This is a genomic window from Pedobacter steynii (genome assembly GCF_001721645.1).
Classification (GTDB): Bacteria; Bacteroidota; Bacteroidia; order Sphingobacteriales; family Sphingobacteriaceae; genus Pedobacter; species Pedobacter steynii_A.
Genome location: NZ_CP017141.1, coordinates 1465934 through 1488321, shown reverse-complemented (window position 1 = coordinate 1488321; position 22388 = coordinate 1465934). Strand labels below are relative to the sequence as shown.

Genomic DNA, 22388 nt, shown 5'->3' with positions numbered 1-22388 from the left:
AAATTGGTTAATTCTGCGATTTTATTTGAAAGAAGCTCAATTAGCTGTATGTTTAAAGATTTTTAAATGCTACCCTCCCTTTGTTTTAATCTTTAGCTAATGTTACGAGTCGATAGTTCTAAACCCTGCAAAATTGTATACTCTTTATGTAAGCATGAGTTTTTCGGCTATTTGATAGAACCCCATATCGTTCAATTGAACCCACAGGGTGATTTTTCATTAACCTACCAGCGAATATTTTCACATACAGCAAATGAATTCGCCAGGCACCTGACCGAGAAAGACCTGAAGCTGATAAAGATTCTTGATGAAACAGAACAGGATTTCATCATTAAGAAATACCATAAGAAGCCGATCCGCCCTGTTGAGTTCTTCAGTAAATTTTTTAATGAAAAATTTTACGAAAGCGTACGGCCAAAGATTGAAAAGAAATTGTCCGAAGTCCTGGAGCTGATTAAAGTTGATGGTGAGCTCTATCTGATGGATAGTGATGGCTGGCCTGCTGAGCGCAAAATCGAAATTGCGTCTGAGCCGGCAACCGTATTGTTTCATTTCAGGCGCAATGCCATGGAGACCCGTTATTTTCCAACAATAAAGTACCAGGGAATGCGTATAGACTTCATGTTCAAAGAGGCCCAGGTGGTGAGCAACCAACCGGCCTGGCTCCTGCTGAATGATATGCTCTATTTCTTTGAACAGGACATTGAAGGTAAAAAATTAATGCCTTTCCTGAACAAGCGCTACATTACCATACCCAAAGCAACTGAAGGTGCTTATTTTGAGAAGTTTGTAGCCCCGCTAATTGAAAAATATCATGTTTATGCAGAGGGTTTTGAAATCAAAACGGAAAAACATGATCCGAAACCGGTAATAAAGGTAATTTACGTAGATTCAGGAGTTTCACAGTTACAATTGTATTTCAAATACGATACCCATGCCTTTGCAATGGGAAATGAAAAAAAGGTAACTGTCCACCTGGAAAAAGATGCAGATAACTATATCTTCACCAGAATCAAAAGAGATGCCGCATGGGAAAAACAAAAGTTTAATGTATTAACCGGTCTTGGCTTAAAAAAAACAAGTCCGCTTTACCATAATCTGGAAGTCCCTCCACTGAAGGATGAGGATCAGTCCTATGCCATTATCAACTGGGTGAATGAGCATATTGAACAATTAAAAGCGGAAGGTTTTGAAATTGAACAGCATCAGGGAACGAAGAAATTCCTTTTCGCCACAAACAAAATAGATTTCGAGATCAAGGAAGATAACGATTGGTTTGACATCAATGCCATCGTTTATTTTGGCTCGCATCCCATTCCTTTTATCTCCTTAAAACAGCATATCCTTCATAAAAGAAGAGAATTTACCTTACCTGATGGTTCTATTGCGATCATTCCGGAAAAATGGTTTACCCAATATGGCAGCCTCTTCAGCCTCTCAGATGGCGGGAAAGCATTAAAGTTAAAGAAACATCATATCGGACTGATCAATGAGCTCGCCGAAGATGGTATTGCGAACGTAACTTTAAGTCGCAAGCTGGAAAGGCTCAATGATTTTGAGAACATTGCCGATACGCAGATGCCGGTACATTTTAAAGGGGACCTCCGTAGCTATCAGAAAGCAGGATACAATTGGTTCAGTTTCCTTAGGGAATATAATTTTGGCGGGTGTCTGGCCGATGATATGGGTTTGGGTAAAACCATTCAGACCCTGGCTATGCTTCAGAAAATCAAGGAAGAAGATGAACAGAATTCAACAAAAAGCACTTCCCTGATTGTTATGCCGACTTCCCTGATTTACAATTGGTTAAACGAAGCCAAAAAATTCACGCCAAAACTGAAGATCCATGCACATACCGGGAGTTCCAGAAATAAAGACATCAGCCAGTTTGCGAAATACGACATCATCATTACCACTTATGGCATTACCAGGGTAGATATTGACCTGCTCAAAGAATACTATTTCAATTATATCATTCTGGACGAGAGTCAGAACATCAAGAATCCTTCTTCCAAATCATTTAAAGCAGTAAGGGCGCTTAAATCCAGACATAAACTCGTATTGAGCGGTACGCCGGTGGAAAACTCGGTGAGTGACCTCTGGACACAGCTGACCTTTTTAAATCCGGGTTTACTAGGGACACAGGCCTTCTTCAATGAAGAATATGTGCAGGCCATAGAGAAAAGGAAAGATGAGGATAAAGCGCGTAAGCTGCAGGCCATAATTAAACCTTTTGTATTGCGGCGGACCAAGGAGCAGGTGGCTTCTGAACTTCCCGCAAAAACAGAGCAGATTTTCTACTGCGATATGAGCGAAGATCAGGCTGCTTATTACGAAAAAACAAAATCTGCTTACAGAAATGACCTGCTGAGCAGTATGGACGATGGAACTTATGCGAAAAAGCAGGTTCAGCTTTTACAGGGGTTAACAGCATTGAGACAACTCGCCAATCATCCGGTCATGATCGATGAGCAGTATACTTCTGACTCAGGAAAGTTTGAAAACGTAATCCACACCCTTGACAACGTTTTGAAAGGTGGCCATAAGGTGCTGATATTCTCACAATTTGTGAAACACCTGAATATCTTCAAACAGTATTTTGATCAGGAATCCATTCCATTTTCTTACCTGGACGGAGCCACAAAAAACCGTGGAGAAATCGTAGCAGAATTTCAGGAGAATACAGAACTGAAAGTATTCCTGATTTCCATTAAAGCCGGCGGCGTTGGTTTAAACCTGACTCAGGCTGATTATGTATTCATTCTGGATCCATGGTGGAACCCTGCTGTAGAGCAACAGGCCATTGACCGTACCCATAGAATCGGACAGGAAAAGAAAGTTTTCATCTATAAGTTTATTGCAAAAGATACCGTAGAAGAGAAAATCCTTGCTTTACAGAACCGGAAGAAAAGATTGGCCAGCTCTCTGATTACGACAGAAGAAAGCTTCTTTAAATCGTTGAGTAAAGAGGATATCCGCGAAATCCTGAACTAGGTAGTTAGCAAGGTATAATATTCCTCTGCGCTGATCATTACAGCCCCCAGGCTCATCAAATGATCATTTGGCAGCTGACAGTCGATCAGTTTAAATGCATTGGTCTGGCAAAGCCAGATCAATGCGGTTTTAGACGCATTACTGACCAGGCTGAACATACTTTCTCCACAAAAGACTTCGCCGATCTGAACGCCATAGAGACCGCCGCAAAGTACTCCGTCCTTCCATACCTCTACGCTTTTTGCATAACCGTGCTCATGCAAAGCGATATAAGCTTCCTGCATTTCTGCAGTAATCCAGGTTCCGGGCTGATCTTTCCTCCCCACCATTGCACAGTTTCTGATCACATCCGGAAAAGCCTGATTCCAGGTTACTTCGAATACCCGATCTTTCAGGACCTTTGCCATGCTCTTACTCACCTTCACCTGATCAGGGTAGATGACACAACGTTCATGGGGAGCGTACCAGCAGATGGGATCCTCTTCACTAAACCAGGGAAAAATACCATGATGATAAGCCAGAAGCAGTCTGTTTATACTCAGATCCCCTCCAACTGCCAGCAATCCATCCTCCTCCGCCAATGTCGGATCAGGAAAACCGATCTCCTTTTCGTCTAGTCTAAAAACCATATGCAATAATAAAACAATACCTTTAATGTAACTAATCCTTGTTTATTTCATCTCAATTAAAAACACATTATGAATTTTATAGGCAACATTATCTGGATCATTTTTGGGGGTATATTTATCTTTTTCGAATATATTATCGGAGGCCTGGTACTTTGCTTAACAATTATTGGGATTCCTTTTGGCCTGCAATGTTTCAAATTTGCCATTGTTGGATTAGCTCCTTTCGGCGTAAAAATTACGGATACTTCTTCCAATACCGGATGTCTTTCTACCATCATGAATATCATCTGGATTGTTTTCGGCGGATTCTGGATTGCCTTAACCCATTTATTATTCGGGCTTCTTTTCTGCATTACCATTATCGGTATCCCTTTTGGCAGGCAACATTTTAAACTGATGAACCTGGCCTTTACCCCATTCGGGAAATCAATCAGCTAAAGCCGATCAGGCCAATCTTTTTTGAATGTGCGATTGCTTCTTTACTGTGCTTAAACAAACACGTTTTAATCCCTTTGGCTTCGATTTTAGCCAGAATTTCTGAGGTTGCGGCCGCTCTGGATTTACGGATATTTCTGATGTAAACCGCTTCGATATTCTGAGGATACTTTTCTGCAATCGTTGCATAGATGAAGGGGTCTTTCTGAGAATTATCGCCAAAAAAGACAAATTTCTGATTTGGGAAGGCATCCAGGATGCGCCTTACCCGCAACAGCTTTCCCTCATGACCTGTTTTGCCTGTTTTTAGTAAATCGGTCCAGCCTTTAATCTGATTGAGCAGGAATGCGCCCTCGGGAAGCCCGTTAAACCTGAAAGTTTCTACCAGATAGTCGTACAGGTTCCATTCACTACTGGAAACATAAAAAAAAGGATTGGGTTGCTCCGCATCAGTATGTGACAAAGCCAGCAGGCCATAATGTTTCCTGGTATCCACAAACGTTTTCCTGGTCCTGGGGTTCTTAATGAAGAGCTCGCGGAGCCTCCGTCCGATTTTTGCCGAATGAGAAATCATCACGGTATCATCGATATCCGAAATAAAAGCATACTGGGTAATGTGAGGCACGTATACCTTTCCTTCCGTCCCTGCCAGTACCTCTTCCTGTTCCCCCAGGGCTTCAACTTTCACTTCATGCCATCCTGCGGCCACATTTTCAAGTGCTTCCCATTCAAATTTAAAGAAACCATCGTAGGCTGTTTTCTGGTGGACGATCTGCCCTTTAAAATCCAGTCGGACTTTAACATAAGGTGCAGGCTTCACACGGAATAACTTTAGCAGATGCACGATGTTTACAAAGAAATTATTGCTATACACCTGTGTGGTCTTCGCCTTAAAATCAAACACATGTCCGTAAAGCACCAGATTGTGCGTATGTCCGTAGCCATGATATACCTTAATGCTGGTGGATTTATTCATTGTTAATTAAAACAGAGTAAGCGGAAAGTTGTTTGTGGTATTAAAGATTATCAATGGGAAAAATGAATTCAAGCCTGAAATTACTGTTTATTGTAAATCCGGGCTCTGGAAATAACGAAATAGATTTTGCAGCAGCCATCCGTACTTACTTTACCTCAAAAAATATTGATTTCGAAATTTATGAGCTTTCCAGGCACTGCAGCCTGGAAAAGATAAAGTCTGTGATCAGCCAGTCAAAGGCCAGCCGGGTAGTTGCTGTTGGAGGAGACGGAACCTTAAAGCTGGTGGCAGAATGCCTTCTGGATACCGACATTCCTATTGGCATCATTCCGGCAGGATCCGCCAACGGGATGGCTAAAGAGCTTGGCATTCCTCAGGAGCTTGATGCTGCACTGGAAGTCGTGGTGAATGGCCATCCAAAAAAGATCCACGCGGTAAAGGTGAATGGAGAATTGTGCATTCATCTTGCCGACATCGGCTTTAATGCTTATATCGTTAAGAAATTTGACGACCTGCCCCAACGTGGCATGTGGGGATATACCAAGGCAGCCTGGAAAGCCTTATGGAACCACAGTAAGATGGAAGTAGAGCTAAAAATCAAAGATAAAACCATCCGTTCCCAGGCTGCAATGGTCGTCGTCGCTAATGCCACCATGTATGGTACCGGGGTAAAAATCAATCCCGAAGGAGACCTGACGGATGATCTTTTTGAAGTCATTCTGGTCAAGGAATATTCAGTGATGGAGATCCTGAAAATCAGGTTTACCGATCTGCCTTTTAATCCAGAAAAGATCACACTTTTTCAGACCAGGGATTTAAAGATCAAAACCAGACGTAAAGTCCACTTTCAGGTAGACGGCGAATATATGGGAAAAGTGAATCGTGTGGAGGCGGTTATCATTCCCGCAGCAATCTGTGTGATTATTTAGTGACAGTATTGCGCAAGGAGCTCATCGGCCAGTTTTGAGCCCATATTCTTTACAAACAAAAAGTCTTCACAGGCCCCTTGCCTGTCTTTTTGTTTCAGCTTGCGTTTGCCATCATTGATCCTTTCTTTCAGGTAGGCTTCATCGTAACCCAGATCAGCCTTTAAGCGGAGTATTCTTGCCTCTTCTTCCGGTTTATATTTAACAGAATCCTTGTTTTTATAAAAATTGAGGACAGCATTGGTCATGCCTTCGCTGGATTTATAATTGGCAATGGCCCGCTGAATGTCTTCTTTACTTTTAAGGTCGCAACCATATCCCGATAAGTTAAATACCATAGGTGCAATCAGGACCAGTGTAGAATCGTGTTCCTGAGGAACCTCCCACTTACCACTGCTGAGGCGGATCAGCCTTAATGCTTCATCATCCAGATCCGTTCCGATTCCTTTACGGATTACAGAATAGTATACCTCTCCCTTTTTGTTGAGCTTGAAACCCACATTTACAGCCCCTTCAATGCAATTTTGCAGGGAGTACTGAGGATAAACCTTGTTGGCCATTACAAATGCCTCCAGCCCTCCTTTTAATCTGGGTTGTGCCTGAACGGTAAATCCGGCGAGAAGAAGTAAAGTGAAAAGAATTCTGCCCATACCCCAATTTACGCATTTTTAAATCAAAGCAGATTTAAATGTGTGTTTTAATATTGGCGAGGGGTCAGGAGAATTGTTTAGAAAGGCCGCTTTTTTGGCGTATTGGCATACCCCCGGATAGTCACCTTTAAAGGCATACATATTAAAAATCAGCTGAAAGTGCAGGTGTGGCGGCCAGAAACCATTTTCTTCCGGGATTCCGAAGCTGGCGAAAGCTTTTCCCCCAGGAATGTGCTGTCCTTCTTCCAGTCCCTGTAAAGAATCCAGGCTGAGATGCCCGTATAAAGCATGAAAAACTTGGCCATTGATATGGTATTTCAGGATGATGGTTGCCCCATAATCCCCATACTGATCATTAAACTTAAAGCTATGGACCACTGCATCATGGAAGTTATACACCGGGGTCCCTGCAGGCCCCCAGATATCGATTCCAAGGTGTAAACGACGGGGTTCTTCTGCAGTATCAAAATGCTGGCTCCGGGCATAAATGGTCCGGTGTTCGTCGTAGCCACCAATTCCATAACGGGCATGATGAGCACTAAGCTCATCTTCTACCCAGGTACTAAAGGTACTGGTATTTTCCAGGATTTCAAGCGTGATGGTTTTGTTATTCGCTGTAAGGTCAAATGTGTAGAGCTGGTCCGATTCCGGATCAAAGTCTACCACTTTTCCAATAACTATACCTTCCAGATTTAACTGAGTTTCCGCTTGTCCTGTTACCTGCATCGTATAAAAGATTATTCGGCTTCTTCGTCTGTCTCTTTTCGCTCCTTTGAAATTTTGTCGAACAGCTTATCCATATGTTCCACATATTCGTTCGTATCATCCACAAAGAAAGTCAGGGTTGGTACTACTCTTGCCTGGTGACGGATCCTTGCCCCCAGTTTATACCTGATCTCACTGGAGTGTGCATTCACTTCAGCCACAGATAAGGTGGTATTGTTGGTGTTTAAAAAGCTTAAATAAACCTTTGCTACTGCCAGATCCGGAGAAACACGGACCTTGGTAATGGTAACAAGGGTATTTGGTAAATATGCTGCTCCTTCACGTTGAAATATAGCTGCTAATTCCTCTTGCAGGACTCCGGCAAATTTCTGCTGACGTTTACTTTCCATAATTATTCCAATCTTAAATATTAATATAACAGCTTATCATAAGGATAGCGCTCGGTATGTAAAGCGACAACTTTATCGTACAATAATTGCTTAAATTCTTCTAAATTCTCTTTATGCAATGCAGAGATAAACATGGCAGGAGAATTATTGGTTGCCATCCAGCTGCGCTCAAACTCTTCTAAAGTAAGCGTAGCTTTCTCTTCGTTTTCTGTATCCACTTCCGGGCTTACATAAGCGTCGATCTTATTGAAAACCATAATGGTTGGCTTATCTCTGGCTCCAAGATCTTTCAACGTCTCGTTTACCACCATGATCTGATCTTCAAAGTTGGCGTGTGAGACATCAACTACATGGATCAGGATATCTGCTTCACGAACTTCATCCAATGTAGATTTGAAACATTCGACCAGGTGATGAGGCAATTTCCGGATAAAACCTACCGTATCTGATAACAGAAAAGGCAGGTTTTCGATCACAACTTTACGAACAGTCGTATCCAGCGTAGCAAAAAGCTTATTTTCTGCAAACACTTCAGATTTTGACAACATGTTCATGATCGTCGATTTACCAACATTGGTATACCCTACCAGGGCTACCCTAATCAGTTCTCCACGATTTTTACGCTGTGTTTCGTTCTGCTTATCGATCAGTTTCAGGCGGCTTTTCAGCAAGGAGATTTTTTCGAGAATCATCCTTCTGTCACTTTCAATCTGAGTTTCCCCGGGGCCTCTCATCCCGATACCACCTTTCTGGCGTTCCAGGTGAGTCCATAAACGGGTCAGTCGTGGCAACAGGTATTGCAGCTGAGCCAGTTCCACCTGTGTTTTCGCCTGTGCAGTTTGCGCCCTTCCGGCGAAAATATCAAGGATCAGGTTACTCCTGTCTAAGATTTTCACCTGCAGTTCACGTTCAATATTCCGGAGTTGTGATGGTGAAAGCTCATCATCAAAAACAACCATATCTATCTCTTCGGACTTTACATACGCCCTTATTTCTTCTAATTTTCCTGTACCTACAAAGGTGGCACGGTCTGGTTTAAGCATTTTCTGCGTAAACGAACGGTCTACCACACCACCGGCAGTATCTACCAGAAATGCCAGTTCGTCCAAAAATTCTTTGGTTTCTTCCTGGGTTTCTCCTGGTCTAATTACGCCAACCAGAACAGCACGTTCGGGTTTAAGCGCGGTATCATAATATTTCTGTTTTCCCATGTAAAGTACAAAGATACAAAAGTTATACCGAGATCAGCTGACTGACAAAGTCGGTCATTGCCGCACCTGGGTTTTCGGTTTTCATAAAGTTCTCCCCGATCAGGAAACCATCAAATCCCGCTGTCCGCAGCTCATTAATGGTCAGGGGATTGCTAATTGCACTTTCAGAAATCTTCAGGAAGTCGTCCGGAATTTCATCTACCAGGTCAAACGAGGTTTGAATGTTCACAGAGAAATCGGCAAGATTACGGTTGTTTACTCCGATCGCATCCAGTTCGGGGATCACACTTCTCTGGAGTTCCTCGAGGTTATGTACCTCCAGTAACACATTTAAACCAAGGCTTTTAGCAAATACAGCAAGGTCTTCAATTTCGTCAGGTGTCAGTATTGCTGCAATCAGTAAAATGATATCTGCTCCTAAAGCTTTCGCCTCCAGGATCTGATACTCATCAATCATGAAATCCTTTCTTAAGATGGGAATCTGATTGGCTGCTCTTGCTGCCAGCAAATCATTGGTATGACCACCGAAAAAGTCCACATCAGTCAGCACCGACAAAGCAGAAGCACCTGCAGCAGCGTATGCCGTAGTTACCTCTTCAACAGTCACTTTGTCATTAATCACCCCTTTTGAAGGAGAGCGGCGTTTAAACTCAGCAATGATTCCACTACGCTGATCATCCAGCAAAAAGTCTTCAAATGAATAAGGGACCCGGTTGAAATGTAACGCGGCTTCCAGTTCTTTAATAGAAACATTTGCTTTGGCAAATTCCACTTCTTCTCTTTTGCGCAGTACGATTTTATCTAAAATATTCATAATTAATGTTCTAACCAGTTTTTCATCATTTGTTTACCATATTCTGTAAGGACACTTTCCGGGTGAAACTGAACTCCTCTGACATTTAAATCCTTATGTCTTAAGGCCATGATCTCCTCGTCTTTATCTGTTGCCGTTACGATAAGGCAATCCGGCAGGCCTTCATTATTTACGACCCAGGAATGATAGCGACCTACATTGATGCTTTCCGGACAGTCTTTAAACGTCACTTCTTCCGGATCAAGAACAGTAATCGGTGTTGCAATTCCATGCATCGGACGGCCTAAATTTAATAAAGTTCCGCCAAATGCTTCCGCAATTGCCTGTTGTCCAAGACAAACGCCGAAGATGCTTTTAGTTGGTGCATATTTTTTGATGACTTCCAATAGCAAGCCTGCTTCTTCCGGTATTCCGGGGCCCGGAGAAAGGATAATCTGGTCATATTGATCTACATCTGCCAGGTCGAATTTATCATTACGCCACACTTCGACTTCTCTTCCAAGTTCATTAATCAGATGTACTAAATTATAAGTGAATGAATCGTAATTATCGATTACCAGTACTTTCTTCTGCATGTTTATATGATTTGTCATCTTAAATTCCTGTAGCCATTTCTATTGCCCGGCGGAGGGCTGCAATTTTATTATTTACCTCGTTCATTTCATTTTCAGGAATGGAATCGGCCACGATGCCCGCCCCTGCCCTGTAATGTAACTCATTGTTTTTACTCATAAAGGTCCGGATCATGATGGCATGGTTAAATTTATCATCAAAGCCCATATAGCCAATAGCTCCCGCATAAAAATTACGTGCCAGGCCTTCGTATTCATCAATCAGCTGCATCGCCCGGTATTTAGGTGCACCACTTAATGTTCCGGCAGGATAAGTATCCGCAACCACTTTAAAGGCAGAAGTATTGGCCTGAAGATTTCCACTTACCTTTGAAACCAGATGGATCAGGTGCGAATAGTATTGCACTTCTTTGAAGGACTTTACCTCGACTCCGCTGCAATGCCTGCTCAGGTCATTTCTCGCCAGGTCTACCAGCATCACATGTTCTGCACTTTCCTTCGGATCCTGTTCCAGTTTTCTGGCCAGTTCAGCGTCCTCCTCATCGTTTCCGGTACGTTTGAAGGTACCTGCAATAGGAAAAATATTGGCTACATTATTTTTTATGGTGATCTGAGCTTCCGGTGATGATCCGAATAGTTTGAAACTTCCATAGTCGAAATAGAACAAATATGGGGAGGGATTAATAGAGCGCAGGCAACGGTATACATTAAACTCGTCTCCGAGGAAACCTTGTTTGAATGCCCTGGATGGAACGATCTGAAAAACATCTCCTCTAAGGATATGCGTCTTCATCTTGTCCACAATATCCATAAAGCCCTGATCGGTCAGGTTAGAATGCTCCTCGCCTGTCGTTTTGAAGCTATATTCAGGGAAGTTTTTATTCTGTACCAGGTATTCCATTTTCCCCAGGTCCTCGTCTTCATCTCCGTTAAAGGTATTTTTGAAGAGTGTTACCTCATTCTTAAAGTGGTCGATGGCAATGATATACCTGTAAATATGGTATTGCATCACCGGAATTTCTTCTTCCTTTGCACATTCTGCTTTGAAAGTGATGTCTTCAAAGTTCGGAATCGCATTCCAGGTAAAATATCCGAATAAACCATTAGAGATATACCGGGTATCCTCTACAAGCCCTGGCTGAAACTGTTGCTTAAAGGCATCAATTTCTTCTGTGAGCACAAAACTATCTTTTTCACTTTTCTTTCCATCAGGAAAATAAGTAGATAAGATGCCATTGTTCAGGATGATTCCTGCAACGGGCTCTGCACAAACATAACTTACTGAGTTTTCCCGGCTATGGTAATCGGAACTTTCCAGTAAAATGGTATTGGGAAACACATCTCTTAACCTGAGGTAAATACTCACTGGGGTGGTGGTATCGGCAAGGCGCTTTTTATAAGTGGTATTGATGATATAGTTCTTCATTTTAATTCTTCGTTTTCATTTGAATTGCGTTCTCTTTTGAGGGGGCAATCCTTATATATTCATTTCTTCAATCGCTTCCTTTTCAGGAAGTTTTCCTTTCTTTTCAGGCGCCAGGCCAGGTCTGTAATGTGCTTCTTTTTTTATTTTCCATTTACTGTTTAAAAAAATTATACAACAAAAAACCCGACGTGTGGTTACGTCGGGTTAAAGTGTGGTTTGGTTTAGGTTGATAAACTATAAGGTACACGAGACTACGACGAAACTCTTTTCAGAATTACTACGCCATTGCCAGGTATGTATATTGTTAATCATGAGCAACAAAAATATAAATAAATCTTACAACACCAAATTAAATTGTGAAATTTTATGACACTCCCCAAAAGGTCCTTGCAGGATCTGCTTTGATCATTGCAATAATTGCGGCAACAATCATGATTAACCCCAGACCGAAATAAAGGGCAATTGTACGATGTTTGCCCGCTGGCTCAACAATTCGCTTCGATCTTGCATTTCCAACTGTAATTAAAACGGCTGCAAAAATCATCATTCCGATATGCTCCATTTTCCAATATCTTATTCCTGCTTCCACTAATGGGCTCATGAAATAAAGTATCAAGCCAAATAAAATTTGGACATGAGTAAAGATCAATGTAAAAACATTTAATTTCCTATTTCCTTCGGTGTATGGTTTTTTACCTAACCATCCTGTCAATGCCTGAATGATGGCCAATACCAATAAAATTAAAACCAAGTAACGCCATCCTGAATGCGCACTTCTCAAAATCTGATAGAAATTCATAACTGTGTTTTTCTTTCAAACTTAACTAATAAATTACTTGATTATAAAAAAGCGAAAATAGTAATTCTTATTTAAAACCATTCTAAATGACACAAACGCCTTGTTTTCAGTAAAAAACATGTGATAAAGGCCTCCAATCGTTTTTTTATGATAGATTTAGGGAACTAATCTAAATTTTTATGAAGAAAATTCTACTCTCGCTTGCGTTGGTCTTTTCTGGTACTTTTTTATTTGCACAACAAACCTATCCCGTGAATGGTTCTTACGACGTCAGGCAGGGAATGTACGCTTTTACCAATGCGAATATTGTAGTGAATGCCAACCAGACCATCTCCAACGGAACATTACTGATTAAAGGGCAAACCATCCAATCTGTAGGGACCGGAACTGCCATCCCCAAGGGCTATGTCGTTATTGACCTGAAAGGGAAATACATTTATCCTTCATTGGTGGACGTTTTTACCTCATATGGCCTCGCTGAAGCAAGTCGGCAGGGCGCTGGTGGCCAACGCCAATCTATTTTTATTTCCACCAAAAAAGGCGCTTATGGATGGAATGAAGCCATTCGTCCGGAAACACATGTCAACACCATCTTTACCCTGGACACTAAAAAAGCAGATGATTTGCGTAAAGCAGGCTTTGGCAGCGTAAACGTGATCAACAGGGATGGCATTTCTCGAGGAACATCCTCTGCTGTGGCCTTAAGTGATGAACGTGAAAACAATTTGATCTTAAAGCCCGAAGCTTCAGCTAATTATTCCTTTAATAAAGGGACTTCTCAGAATGATTATCCTACTTCGTTAATGGGTTCCATTGCACTCCTGCGTCAGACCTATTATGATGCGCAGTGGTATGGCAAGCAAAAAGAAGAATACAACATCTCTCTGGAAGAGTTTAACAAACAACAGAATTTACCTCAGATTTTCGAGGCCGATGGCTGGCAAAATATCCTTCGTGCGGATAAAATTGCCAAAGAGTTCGGCAAACAGTATATCATTAAATCCAACGGAGATGAATACCAGAGAATTGACGCGGTAAAGGGCACTGGAGCCAGTCTGATTATTCCCATCAACTTTGTTAAAGCCTATGATGTAGAAGATCCGGCAGATGCAAAAGAGGTTACCCTCGCTCAGATGAAGGGCTGGGAAATGGCACCAACCAACCCTGGTGTGTTGGAAAAGGCAGGAATCAGGTTCTCTCTAACCACTCATGGCCTGGAGAAACCAGCTGATTTCTGGACCAATATCCGCACCGCAATAGATCATGGTTTAAGTCAGAAACAAGCATTAATGGCTGTTACAGAGGTTCCTGCTGCCATGATTGGAATTTCTGACAAGATAGGCACCATTGAAAAAGGAAAACTTGCCAGTTTTATCATTACTTCCGACAGCCTATTCAAGAAAAGCAATCTTATTCTGGAAAACTGGGTACAGGGAAAACGCTTTATCACCTATAAAAAAGACGAAAAAGATACCGCTTCAAAGACTGCGGCTAAAAAGGAAGAACCCAAACAAAATCTGACCATCGGCAGTCTGATTTATCCATTTACTGCTTTTGGCAATGCCAGTCCGCTAAAACAGGAAAGCGTTTTATTGAAAAATGCGACCGTATGGACCAATGAAAAAGAGGGAATTTTGCAGAATGCAGATGTATTACTGGAAAATGGAAAGATTAAATCAGTAGGCAAAAACCTGAGTGCAGGAAATGCAAAGGTGATCGATGCAACCGGAAAGCACATCACTCCGGGATTGATTGATGAACATTCTCATATTGCAGGCACAGGCGGGATCAATGAAGGTGCACAATCTTCTTCTGCAGAAGTGCGGATTGCAGATGTGATCAATTCTGAAGATGTAAACATCTATCGTCAGCTGGCAGGTGGAGTAACCACTTCACAGATCTTACATGGTTCGGCCAATCCGGTAGGCGGGCAGGCACAACTGATTAAACTTCGTTGGGGAAAGCTTCCTGAAGAGTTAAAATTTGCCGGTTCCGATGGTTTTATCAAGTTCGCGCTTGGTGAAAATGTAAAGCAAAGTAATTTTGGTACAGGGGCCCGTTTTCCTGTAACCAGAATGGGGGTAGAACAATCTTTCGTAGATCAGTTTACCCGCGCAAAAGAATACAAAGCAGCAATGGCTGTAAAAGGGAGTACTGCACGTCGTGACCTCGAGTTGGATGCGATTGTAGAGATCCTGGATAATAAACGTTTCATCACCTGTCACTCTTACGTTCAGTCTGAGATCAATATGTTGATGAATGTGGCAGATAGCCTTGGCTTTAAGATCAATACTTTTACCCATATCCTGGAAGGTTATAAGGTAGCGGATAAGATGAAAGCCCGTGGCATTCATGCTTCCACTTTTTCGGATTGGTGGGCTTATAAAATGGAGGTTGCCGAGGCCATTCCTTACAATGGAAAGATCATGCACAATGTAGGCATCACTACTGCATTCAATTCAGATGATGCAGAAATGGCGCGCAGGTTAAATCAGGAGGCAGGAAAAGCAGTTTTATACGGCGGCGTACCTGAAGAAGATGCGTTGAAATTTGTGACCTTAAACCCGGCAAAAATGCTGCATATCGACCATAAGGTAGGTAGCATCAAGGCGGGTAAAGATGCCGATGTGGTGATCTGGTCTGCACATCCCCTGTCTATATATGCCAAGGCAGAAAAAACATTTGTAGATGGCATTTCTTACTGGGACCTCAGCCGTGACGAACAAGTAAGAAAAGATCAGCATGCAGAGCGCGCAAGGCTCATCAAAAAAATGCAGGAAAGCAAAAATAAAGGAGGTAAAACACAACGCCCTGTAGCAGAAAGCCCACGCATGTATCATTGCGAGACGGTAGAAGATTATTCCATGGAACTAAACGAATCAGAAAGGACACATACTCATGAATAAATATTTTTTAACCTTGTTCCTTGCCACAGCAACAGCCCTTTCTGGTTTTGCGCAGGCCAATATCTCCCCCGCTCCGGCACAAAGTAAGCTGACTTATATCCTCGGCGCGAAACTACACCTTGGCAATGGTACTGTCATTGACAATGGCTACCTCATTTTTGATAAGGGAAAAATTACCGGTATTGGAGATGCTACTGTTGTACGAATGGATTTCAGCAAAGGAGAAGTAGTTCAGGCCAATGGTAAACACGTTTATCCTGGATTTATCGCTCCGGTAACCAATCTCGGGCTTGCAGAATTTGAATCCGTAAAAGCTTCGCTGGATTTCTCTGAAATCGGCAATCTGAATCCTCATATCCGTTCCATCATTGCTTATAATACAGATTCTAAAGTGCCAGCCACCCTGAGAAGCAATGGTGTACTGATGGCACAGGTTACCCCACAGGGAGGAACGGTCTCAGGCAGCTCGTCGGTAGTGCAGATGGATGCCTGGAACTGGGAAGATGCGGCCATCAAAAAAGACGATGCAATGCACATCAACTGGCCTGTGACCCCTAAGATCAGACCCGGTTTCGGAAACCGCCCCCCTGCCCTTTCTCCGGAATTGTTAAAGGAAAGAACACAAAATTCCATCAATGAACTGGATCAATTGTTTTCTGAAGCCAAAGCCTATACCGAGATAGCCAAACCGGCAGTGACCAATGCCCGTCTTGCGGCAATGAAAAATCTATTTAATGGTAGCCAGCGCTTATTTATTCATGTTGATGCCCAAAAAGACATTCTTGCTGCCGTGAATTTTGCCAAGAAATACCAGATTACCCCGGTAATTGTTGGTGGGGATGACGCTTACCTGGTGATTGATTTTCTAAAGCAAAACAACATTTCGGTTGTCGTAAAGCAACCTCATGCCCTTCCTAATGCTACGGATGATGATGTAAATATGCCTTATAAAAATGCAGCCGTACTGGTAAATGCAGGACTGAATGTAATTCTGAGTATCGACGGCTACTGGCAACAAAGAAACCTTCCTTTTATGGCAGGAACTGTTGCTGCATGGGGACTGGATCCCGAAAAAGCATTGCAGACGATCACACTCAATACCGCTAAAGTGCTGGGGATTGACAAGACTGCAGGAAGTCTTGAAATTGGCAAGGACGCCACTTTCTTTATCTCCTCCGGAGATGCATTAGACATGAGAACGAATCATGTGGAAAAAGCATTTATTCAGGGAAGAGACCTCAATCTGGATAACCTGCATAAACAACTGGACAAGAAGTTCAGCGATAAATACAAGGCACAAAAGCCATAGTTTTTTAGGCCTTTAACCGATAAAACAAGCAGGCCACCTTATCTAAGGCGGCCTGCTTGTTTTGATCCATAACCCAACAGATGGAGTATCATTTCTTAATATAAAGAACCTTTTCTGCTAACATCCCTGTTTTACTTTAGCCGCGGAAAATTAATCTAAAAAACTTATTTAATGATGAGACATCTACTGTGCACAGTCCTGTTGTTTTTCTGCTGTTCTTTATTCAAAAACGAATTAGCAGCTCAAACAACACTAGCCTCCATCTCTGGAGTCATTACGGATAACCAAAACAAACCTATTCCCGGAGTATCCGTTAAAGTAAAAAATGAATCTACTGGTTTTACCACCAGCACAACTACAAATACCCAGGGAAGTTATACCTTTAAAGAGCTTCCTTTAGGATCGCCTTATACCATTACCGCTTCATTTGTTGGTTTTGGACAGCAACAAAGAACAGGTTATTCATTAAACCAGGGAGATGCCATTAAACTGAATATCTCCATGACTGATGCAGCAGAGAACCTTTCTGTAGTAGAGATTGTTGGGTCAGGATTAAAAAACAAGACTGAAACTCTTGGTGCTGCAACCACCATTTCAGCGAGAGATATTGCCAGGCTACCAGTTAACGGACGTAACTTTACTTCCCTGACAGACCTTTCTCCATTAAGCAGAGGCGGGAACATTTCAGGACAACTGAGTTCTTCTACCAATTATACCATTGACGGTATGAGTGCTAAAAATCCCACCTCAGCGGGAGCAACGACCAGCAGAAGCGGTGCACCATATTCGATTTCTATAGAGGCGGTACGTGAGTTTAAGGTCGTTACCAATCAATACGATGTTACCCAGGGACGCAGTGGAGGTGGTACCATCAGCGCGGTAACCAAATCCGGAACCAATACCCTTACCGGAAGTGCTTTTACTTACGGACGTGCAGATTGGTTAAGTAGCCCGAGGGAGATTGACGGAAAGAAACGTACTTCTGATTTCTCCACTTACCAGTATGGGTTCTCATTAGGTGGTCCAATCATCAAAGACAAGTTACATTTTTTTGTAACCTGGGACCATCAGAAAGACGCAAGACCATTAGCAATAGCCAATATCCAATCAGCAGCTGATGAAACCAGATGGGGAATTACCCAGGCCACTCTGGATAAGTTTGTCGATATTGCCCGTAGCAAATACGGCGTTTCGAACAGCCCTCAATTTGGTCCTTTCACAAAGAAAAGAGGATCTGATGCCGGATTTGCCCGTTTAGATTGGCAGATCAATGAAAAAAATTTACTGACCATCAGAGACAACTATACAAACGACAGAAATCCATTAGGGCTTATCGACAACACCGGTTTGCAGCTATATGAGTCTTATGGTAACGACAAAAACGTAGACAACAGTCTCTTAGCGACCCTACGTACAGCGATTAGTCCACGACTAACCAATGAACTAAAGGCGCAACATTTGTATACCTATCAATTGAGCAGTCCGGGCGATCAGCTTCCATCAGTAAACATCCCAAGAGCTGTTGTAGAAAACGTAACTTCGGGACCTCTTCGTACAGGAGTTCAGCTTGGTGGTCACCGTTTCGCTCAGGAAGGATTCACCAACAATGTTTTCCAATTAGTAGATAATGTTTATTATAACACCGATAAGATAAAATACACTTTCGGAGCAGATCTGATGTACACCCGTGCTCATTCCATTTATGGAAGTGAATTAAACGGTCGCTTCTGGTTTAATAACAGTAAGGATCCAATCACCGGGAAAGACATTTCCTCGCTGGAAAATTTCGAAAATTTAAAACCTTACCGTTATACCAGAGAAGTTCCTCTTGTTGATGATCCAAGTGTTACCCAGGGCATTTTCAGTGCGGCTCTTTACGCGCAGATGCAGACAAAACTCGCTCCCGGCATGGATGTTATCGGAGGTATCCGCGGAGACTACACTTCCTACCCGAAAGGCGTATTCAATCAATTGGTATTTGATGAGCTGGGTATTCGTACCGATCATTCCCTATCCACTTTTCAAATCCAGCCCAGAATACAATTCAATTGGGATATCAATGAAGAACATAAAGATTTTATTCGTTTAGGTGCGGGTATTTTTGGGTCAGATATCAACAACTACATGACCATTAACAATGCAGTGTTTGATGGTAATCACCTGGCCTCTATTGATGTCACAGGAGCTGATGTCCCTACCCCAAATTTCCCTCAGTACCGGTCAAATCCATCAAGTGCTCCCGGTATGGATTTACTGAACAAAACAGCAAACAAGTTATTAACCATCAATACCAATGCTGCTGATGCAAGAGTTCCTGTAGTTTATAAGGCTAATATATCATATAGTCATTTTATTACAGAACGCTTAAAAGTGGGTATTTCGGGATATGCAACCCTGGGTCGCCACAATTATATGTATGTTGACCGCAATATGGTTGCGGATCCATATTTCCGACTGGCTAATGAAGGAAACCGTGGTGTATATGTTCCTGCAAACACCATGGGAGCTGATAAAACACCAAACTGGCTGAACGGAAGAATAACCAACAAGCTGGGCCGGGTTCTGGAGCTGAACAGTAAAGGAAAGGTAAACCAGTTTGCCATGGTCATTGACGCATCTTACAGATACTTCAAAGACGGTGAGGTATCTTTCAGCTATACGCTTAATGATACTAAGGATAACACCTCATTTAATGGAAACGTAGCGAATAGTGCAACTTTATCTCTACCTGTTGTGGATGATCCAAGAGATTTGAGCAGAATGAGTTATTCAGATAACCAATTCCGCCATAAGATTGTATTCTATGGCTCCCTTCCTACATTTTATGGAATAAGCGTTGGTCTTCGTTATTCAGGAATTGGCGGTACGCGTTATAGTTTGCTATCAGGAATCAACACAAACGGCGATTTCGTTGGTACAAATGATCTTGCATTTATCTTTGACAGGAACAACCCTGAAGTTCCGGAAAATATCAGAACAGGTCTTCAGGCGATCCTTGATAATCCAGCTATCAGCCAAAGTACAAAAGATTACATCCTTAAATACAATGGAAAAGTAGTGGAAAGAAACGGTGGAATTAACAAGTTCTACGGTATTTTTGATCTTAGGATTACTAAAAAATTCAAGTTATACAAAAACCACAGTCTTGAATTGTCGGGTGACCTTTTCAACGTAGCAAACCTTCTGAATAAGAAATGGGGCGTAAACGAATCTTTGGGTGGCCAGAGTTTATATGCAGCCGGATCAACAAAATTTGATGTAGCTAAAAACCAGTATCTGTATCTTCCAAACCTGAAAGCCGGAACGATCATTCCTTCCGGAAACCCTTATCAGGGACAATTAGGAATTCGTTACGCATTCTAATCCCATATAAGCCAAATCCGGTTTACTGTTAAAATTACAAAGAAAAAGCAGCTATAAATAGCTGCTTTTTCTTTGTATATCTAATGATTAAAGTTTTGGATTTTTAAATGCAAGAGGCGTTAAAAAGAGAGTGACCTCATCCAAGGTCACTCTTTTTTAACTAACTTATTATTCATAAAAAAACTGGCTGTTGGGGAAGGAGTCGAACCTTCAAGGGGTAGTTAGCTATAGTTCAAAAAATCAATTTGTGGTCAACCCATAAACTACGTTTATCCATTTATCCCCACCACCGAGACAAGGAGGCGTGTCTGCCAATTTCACCACCCAACATTATGTTAAAGTACTACATCTGAGTTTTAAGCTTTAAGTTGTTTATTTCTAAATGCACCTTAACTTAGAGTTGAAAAAACTTATCACTCAAAAACTCATTGCTGTAGGGGAAGGAGTCGAACCTTCAAGGAGTAGTTAGCCCTTACGGGTTTTCCATATTCTCCACCACCGAGACAAGGAGGTGCGTCTGCCAATTCCACCACCCTACAGAGTAAAAGCAAATCTTAAAGAACTATTTTTTGTTACTTGCTTGATACAAATGTAACAACAACCCTAATACGTTGCAAATATTTTAATCATATTATTTTATTTTTACCATATTTATAATTATATTTGAATATCGTTAACAAATATCAAAATCATGCTTAAAAAAGAAAGCCAAAATTTAGAAATTGATAACCTGGATATTGACATATTAAAACAGTTGATGCAGGATGCTACGAAACCCTATACAGAAATCGCTAAAGATCTGATCGTTTCGGGCGGAACCATCCACGTAAGGATGAAGAAACTTCAGGAAATGGGTATTATTAAAGGTTCTCATCTGATCATTGATGCACAAAAGGCGGGTTACGACATCTGTGCCTTTTTAGGGATTTACCTGGAAAAAGGAATTCAATATAAAGATGCGGTTGCTCAGCTGAGTAAGATCAAAGAAGTAGTAGAACTACACTATACCACCGGTGCTTACAGCATGTTTGCCAAAATCATCTGTAGGGACACCAACCACCTGAGACATGTCCTGAATGAAGAAATCCAGGCCGTTGAGGGCATACAACGTACAGAGACCTTGATCTCACTGGAAGAAAGTATCAGAAGACAGATTGAACTGTAGTTCAATCTGTCTTTCTATAAAAATTTGCTTCCTGTTTAAATTTAATGATACCTTTGCAGTAATTCCTTATTATTCATCGTTTAAAACAAAGGAATCATGACTGAACGTTTCAACATATCGCCCCTTTCGCAAGCTGCCTGATCCAGGCGGACGCATCACATCACTTTTATTAGTATTGTGTAATTAGCTATATGGCTTTATAGGTCAATATTGCGCTATCGTCTGCCACATTTTCAAGGTCCGGCGGCGAACTCAATAAGGGTATATCCCCAATCGGAGGATGAATTGATCCAATTCAACTACTATTATATTTTTTGAGTACAGTCCAATGGACAATTATGAACAATCGTTCGATGTCTTGCAGTATAGATTAAAATCTGCAAGAAGGAAGAAACGATTACAAAAAAAGGATTTCGACAAGCAATTAATTCAAATCGTTAAAAAGGAAGGCCTGCTTTGGCAAAAGAGACATGATTTACCCATGATTCCGCTTGCAAACCCTTACCAAAAAGGATGGAAACGTCATTTTGTGGTTCGGGAGGACATCAAAAGGTCTCCTTCTACAGGATTTTTCAGCACGCTTTTAGAAAAGATCAATACGGTGCAATACCATCCGGATAAATCTTTCCAAGTAAAGAAAAGAAGAAGAGGTTCCCGCAGGAGAAACAAAGGACCTGAGGTAATCAAACAGTTTCTGCAGGAGTTTTCGGAATGGCACTGGAACCACCATAGCTTAAAGCTGACGGAACCGGAGAAAGCACATTTTCATTTATACGAGAAGATGAGTAAAGATGGAAAAACGAAATGTTTTGTTTACCGGTTTAATGAGCCCTGGCGCTATGTATTGCAAATAAAACCACACATGATCACTGAAGTGAAAATGGTGGACGGCCTCCTGGAACAGGAAATTCAACTGCTGGATAATTATATCACAAACCACTATTTGCGGCGCAGAATGAACAAGATAACCGGAAGAGGATACAGCGTATATGGCTGGGGACAAGAAGTAAAACCCCGCTATCGGATTCCAAAACGAAACCGCACATTATCCGACCTTTTGGAGGAATGTGCCAATGATGAACAACAACAATATTAAAC

At 41.8% G+C, this 22388-nt stretch carries 18 protein-coding genes and 2 tRNA genes; 8 read left to right on the top strand and 12 right to left on the bottom strand.

Annotated elements, in window-relative coordinates; translation table 11 throughout:
- The first annotated feature begins 99 nt into the window (after positions 1 to 99).
- On the top strand, positions 100 to 2994 hold the full coding sequence (locus BFS30_RS06045; RefSeq protein ID WP_069378455.1) for a DEAD/DEAH box helicase: 2895 nt from the start codon (positions 100 to 102) through the stop codon (positions 2992 to 2994).
- Here the strand turns inward: BFS30_RS06045 and aat are convergent.
- Complete coding sequence (gene aat, locus BFS30_RS06040; RefSeq protein WP_069378454.1) at positions 2991 to 3623, bottom strand: leucyl/phenylalanyl-tRNA--protein transferase; 633 nt, start codon at positions 3621 to 3623, stop codon at positions 2991 to 2993. The genes BFS30_RS06045 and aat overlap by 4 nt on opposite strands.
- Positions 3624 to 3692: 69 nt before the next feature.
- On the opposite strand from aat, the gene BFS30_RS06035 reads away from it, so the two are divergent.
- The gene (locus tag BFS30_RS06035; RefSeq protein WP_069378453.1) at positions 3693 to 4061 is read left to right on the top strand and encodes a YccF domain-containing protein; all 369 of its coding nucleotides are present in this window, start codon (positions 3693 to 3695) and stop codon (positions 4059 to 4061) included.
- Here the strand turns inward: BFS30_RS06035 and BFS30_RS06030 are convergent.
- Positions 4054 to 5034, bottom strand: coding sequence for an App1 family protein (locus BFS30_RS06030; protein WP_069378452.1), 981 nt, complete (start codon positions 5032 to 5034; stop codon positions 4054 to 4056). The genes BFS30_RS06035 and BFS30_RS06030 overlap by 8 nt on opposite strands.
- Positions 5035 to 5087: 53 nt before the next feature.
- On the opposite strand from BFS30_RS06030, the gene BFS30_RS06025 reads away from it, so the two are divergent.
- Positions 5088 to 5963, top strand: a complete 876-nt coding sequence (locus BFS30_RS06025; RefSeq protein ID WP_069378451.1) for a diacylglycerol/lipid kinase family protein — start codon at positions 5088 to 5090, stop codon at positions 5961 to 5963.
- Here BFS30_RS06025 and BFS30_RS06020 read toward each other — a convergent pair.
- The 8 genes from BFS30_RS06020 to BFS30_RS05985 form a co-directional block, all read right to left on the bottom strand.
- Complete coding sequence (locus tag BFS30_RS06020; RefSeq protein WP_069378450.1) at positions 5960 to 6610, bottom strand: energy transducer TonB; 651 nt, start codon at positions 6608 to 6610, stop codon at positions 5960 to 5962. The two genes, BFS30_RS06025 and BFS30_RS06020, sit on opposite strands and share 4 nt — an antisense overlap.
- 18 nt (positions 6611 to 6628) lie before the next feature.
- Entirely contained in the window at positions 6629 to 7336 is a 708-nt protein-coding gene (locus BFS30_RS06015) for a peptidoglycan DD-metalloendopeptidase family protein (RefSeq protein ID WP_069378449.1), read from the bottom strand.
- Between the two features lie 11 nt (positions 7337 to 7347).
- Positions 7348 to 7725 carry a 30S ribosome-binding factor RbfA gene (rbfA, locus tag BFS30_RS06010; protein ID WP_069378448.1) on the bottom strand — a complete coding sequence of 126 codons (378 nt, stop codon included), beginning with the start codon at positions 7723 to 7725 and terminating at the stop codon, positions 7348 to 7350.
- Between the two features lie 20 nt (positions 7726 to 7745).
- Positions 7746 to 8936, bottom strand: coding sequence for a GTPase HflX (hflX, locus tag BFS30_RS06005; RefSeq protein ID WP_069378447.1), 1191 nt, complete (start codon positions 8934 to 8936; stop codon positions 7746 to 7748).
- A gap of 22 nt (positions 8937 to 8958) precedes the next feature.
- The gene (gene trpC, locus BFS30_RS06000; protein WP_069378446.1) at positions 8959 to 9750 is read right to left on the bottom strand and encodes an indole-3-glycerol phosphate synthase TrpC; all 792 of its coding nucleotides are present in this window, start codon (positions 9748 to 9750) and stop codon (positions 8959 to 8961) included.
- A 2-nt stretch (positions 9751 to 9752) separates the two neighbouring features.
- Positions 9753 to 10325 carry an anthranilate synthase component II gene (locus BFS30_RS05995; RefSeq protein ID WP_069382317.1) on the bottom strand — a complete coding sequence of 191 codons (573 nt, stop codon included), beginning with the start codon at positions 10323 to 10325 and terminating at the stop codon, positions 9753 to 9755.
- 19 nt (positions 10326 to 10344) lie between these two features.
- A complete protein-coding gene (locus BFS30_RS05990; RefSeq protein WP_069378445.1) occupies positions 10345 to 11748 on the bottom strand; it encodes an anthranilate synthase component I family protein in 1404 nt (467 codons plus the stop codon).
- Between the two features lie 364 nt (positions 11749 to 12112).
- Positions 12113 to 12547, bottom strand: a complete 435-nt coding sequence (locus BFS30_RS05985) for a cytochrome B (protein ID WP_069378444.1) — start codon at positions 12545 to 12547, stop codon at positions 12113 to 12115.
- Between the two features lie 179 nt (positions 12548 to 12726).
- Here BFS30_RS05985 and BFS30_RS05980 point away from each other — a divergent pair, with 179 nt between their 5' ends.
- The 3 genes from BFS30_RS05980 (at position 12727) to BFS30_RS05970 (ending at position 20125) form a co-directional block, all read left to right on the top strand.
- Positions 12727 to 15453 carry an amidohydrolase family protein gene (locus BFS30_RS05980; RefSeq protein ID WP_069378443.1) on the top strand — a complete coding sequence of 909 codons (2727 nt, stop codon included), beginning with the start codon at positions 12727 to 12729 and terminating at the stop codon, positions 15451 to 15453.
- Positions 15446 to 16762, top strand: a complete 1317-nt coding sequence (locus BFS30_RS05975) for an amidohydrolase family protein (protein WP_069378442.1) — start codon at positions 15446 to 15448, stop codon at positions 16760 to 16762. The genes BFS30_RS05980 and BFS30_RS05975 overlap by 8 nt, the downstream gene beginning before the upstream one ends.
- Before the next feature lie 171 nt (positions 16763 to 16933).
- Positions 16934 to 20125 (top strand): TonB-dependent receptor, encoded by a 3192-nt coding sequence (locus BFS30_RS05970; RefSeq protein WP_069378441.1) that lies wholly within the window; start codon positions 16934 to 16936, stop codon positions 20123 to 20125.
- A 184-nt stretch (positions 20126 to 20309) separates the two neighbouring features.
- Here the strand turns inward: BFS30_RS05970 and BFS30_RS27710 are convergent.
- Together BFS30_RS27710 and BFS30_RS27705 are read right to left on the bottom strand one after the other, a co-directional pair.
- Positions 20310 to 20455 (bottom strand) — tRNA-Asp (locus BFS30_RS27710).
- A 101-nt stretch (positions 20456 to 20556) separates the two neighbouring features.
- Positions 20557 to 20664: transfer RNA gene (locus BFS30_RS27705), tRNA-Asp, on the bottom strand.
- 152 nt (positions 20665 to 20816) lie between these two features.
- On the opposite strand from BFS30_RS27705, the gene BFS30_RS05965 reads away from it, so the two are divergent.
- Positions 20817 to 21290, top strand: a complete 474-nt coding sequence (locus tag BFS30_RS05965) for an Lrp/AsnC ligand binding domain-containing protein (RefSeq protein ID WP_069378440.1) — start codon at positions 20817 to 20819, stop codon at positions 21288 to 21290.
- A gap of 328 nt (positions 21291 to 21618) precedes the next feature.
- The gene (locus BFS30_RS05960; RefSeq protein WP_069378439.1) at positions 21619 to 22386 is read left to right on the top strand and encodes a hypothetical protein; all 768 of its coding nucleotides are present in this window, start codon (positions 21619 to 21621) and stop codon (positions 22384 to 22386) included.
- Positions 22387 to 22388: the final 2 nt, after the last annotated feature.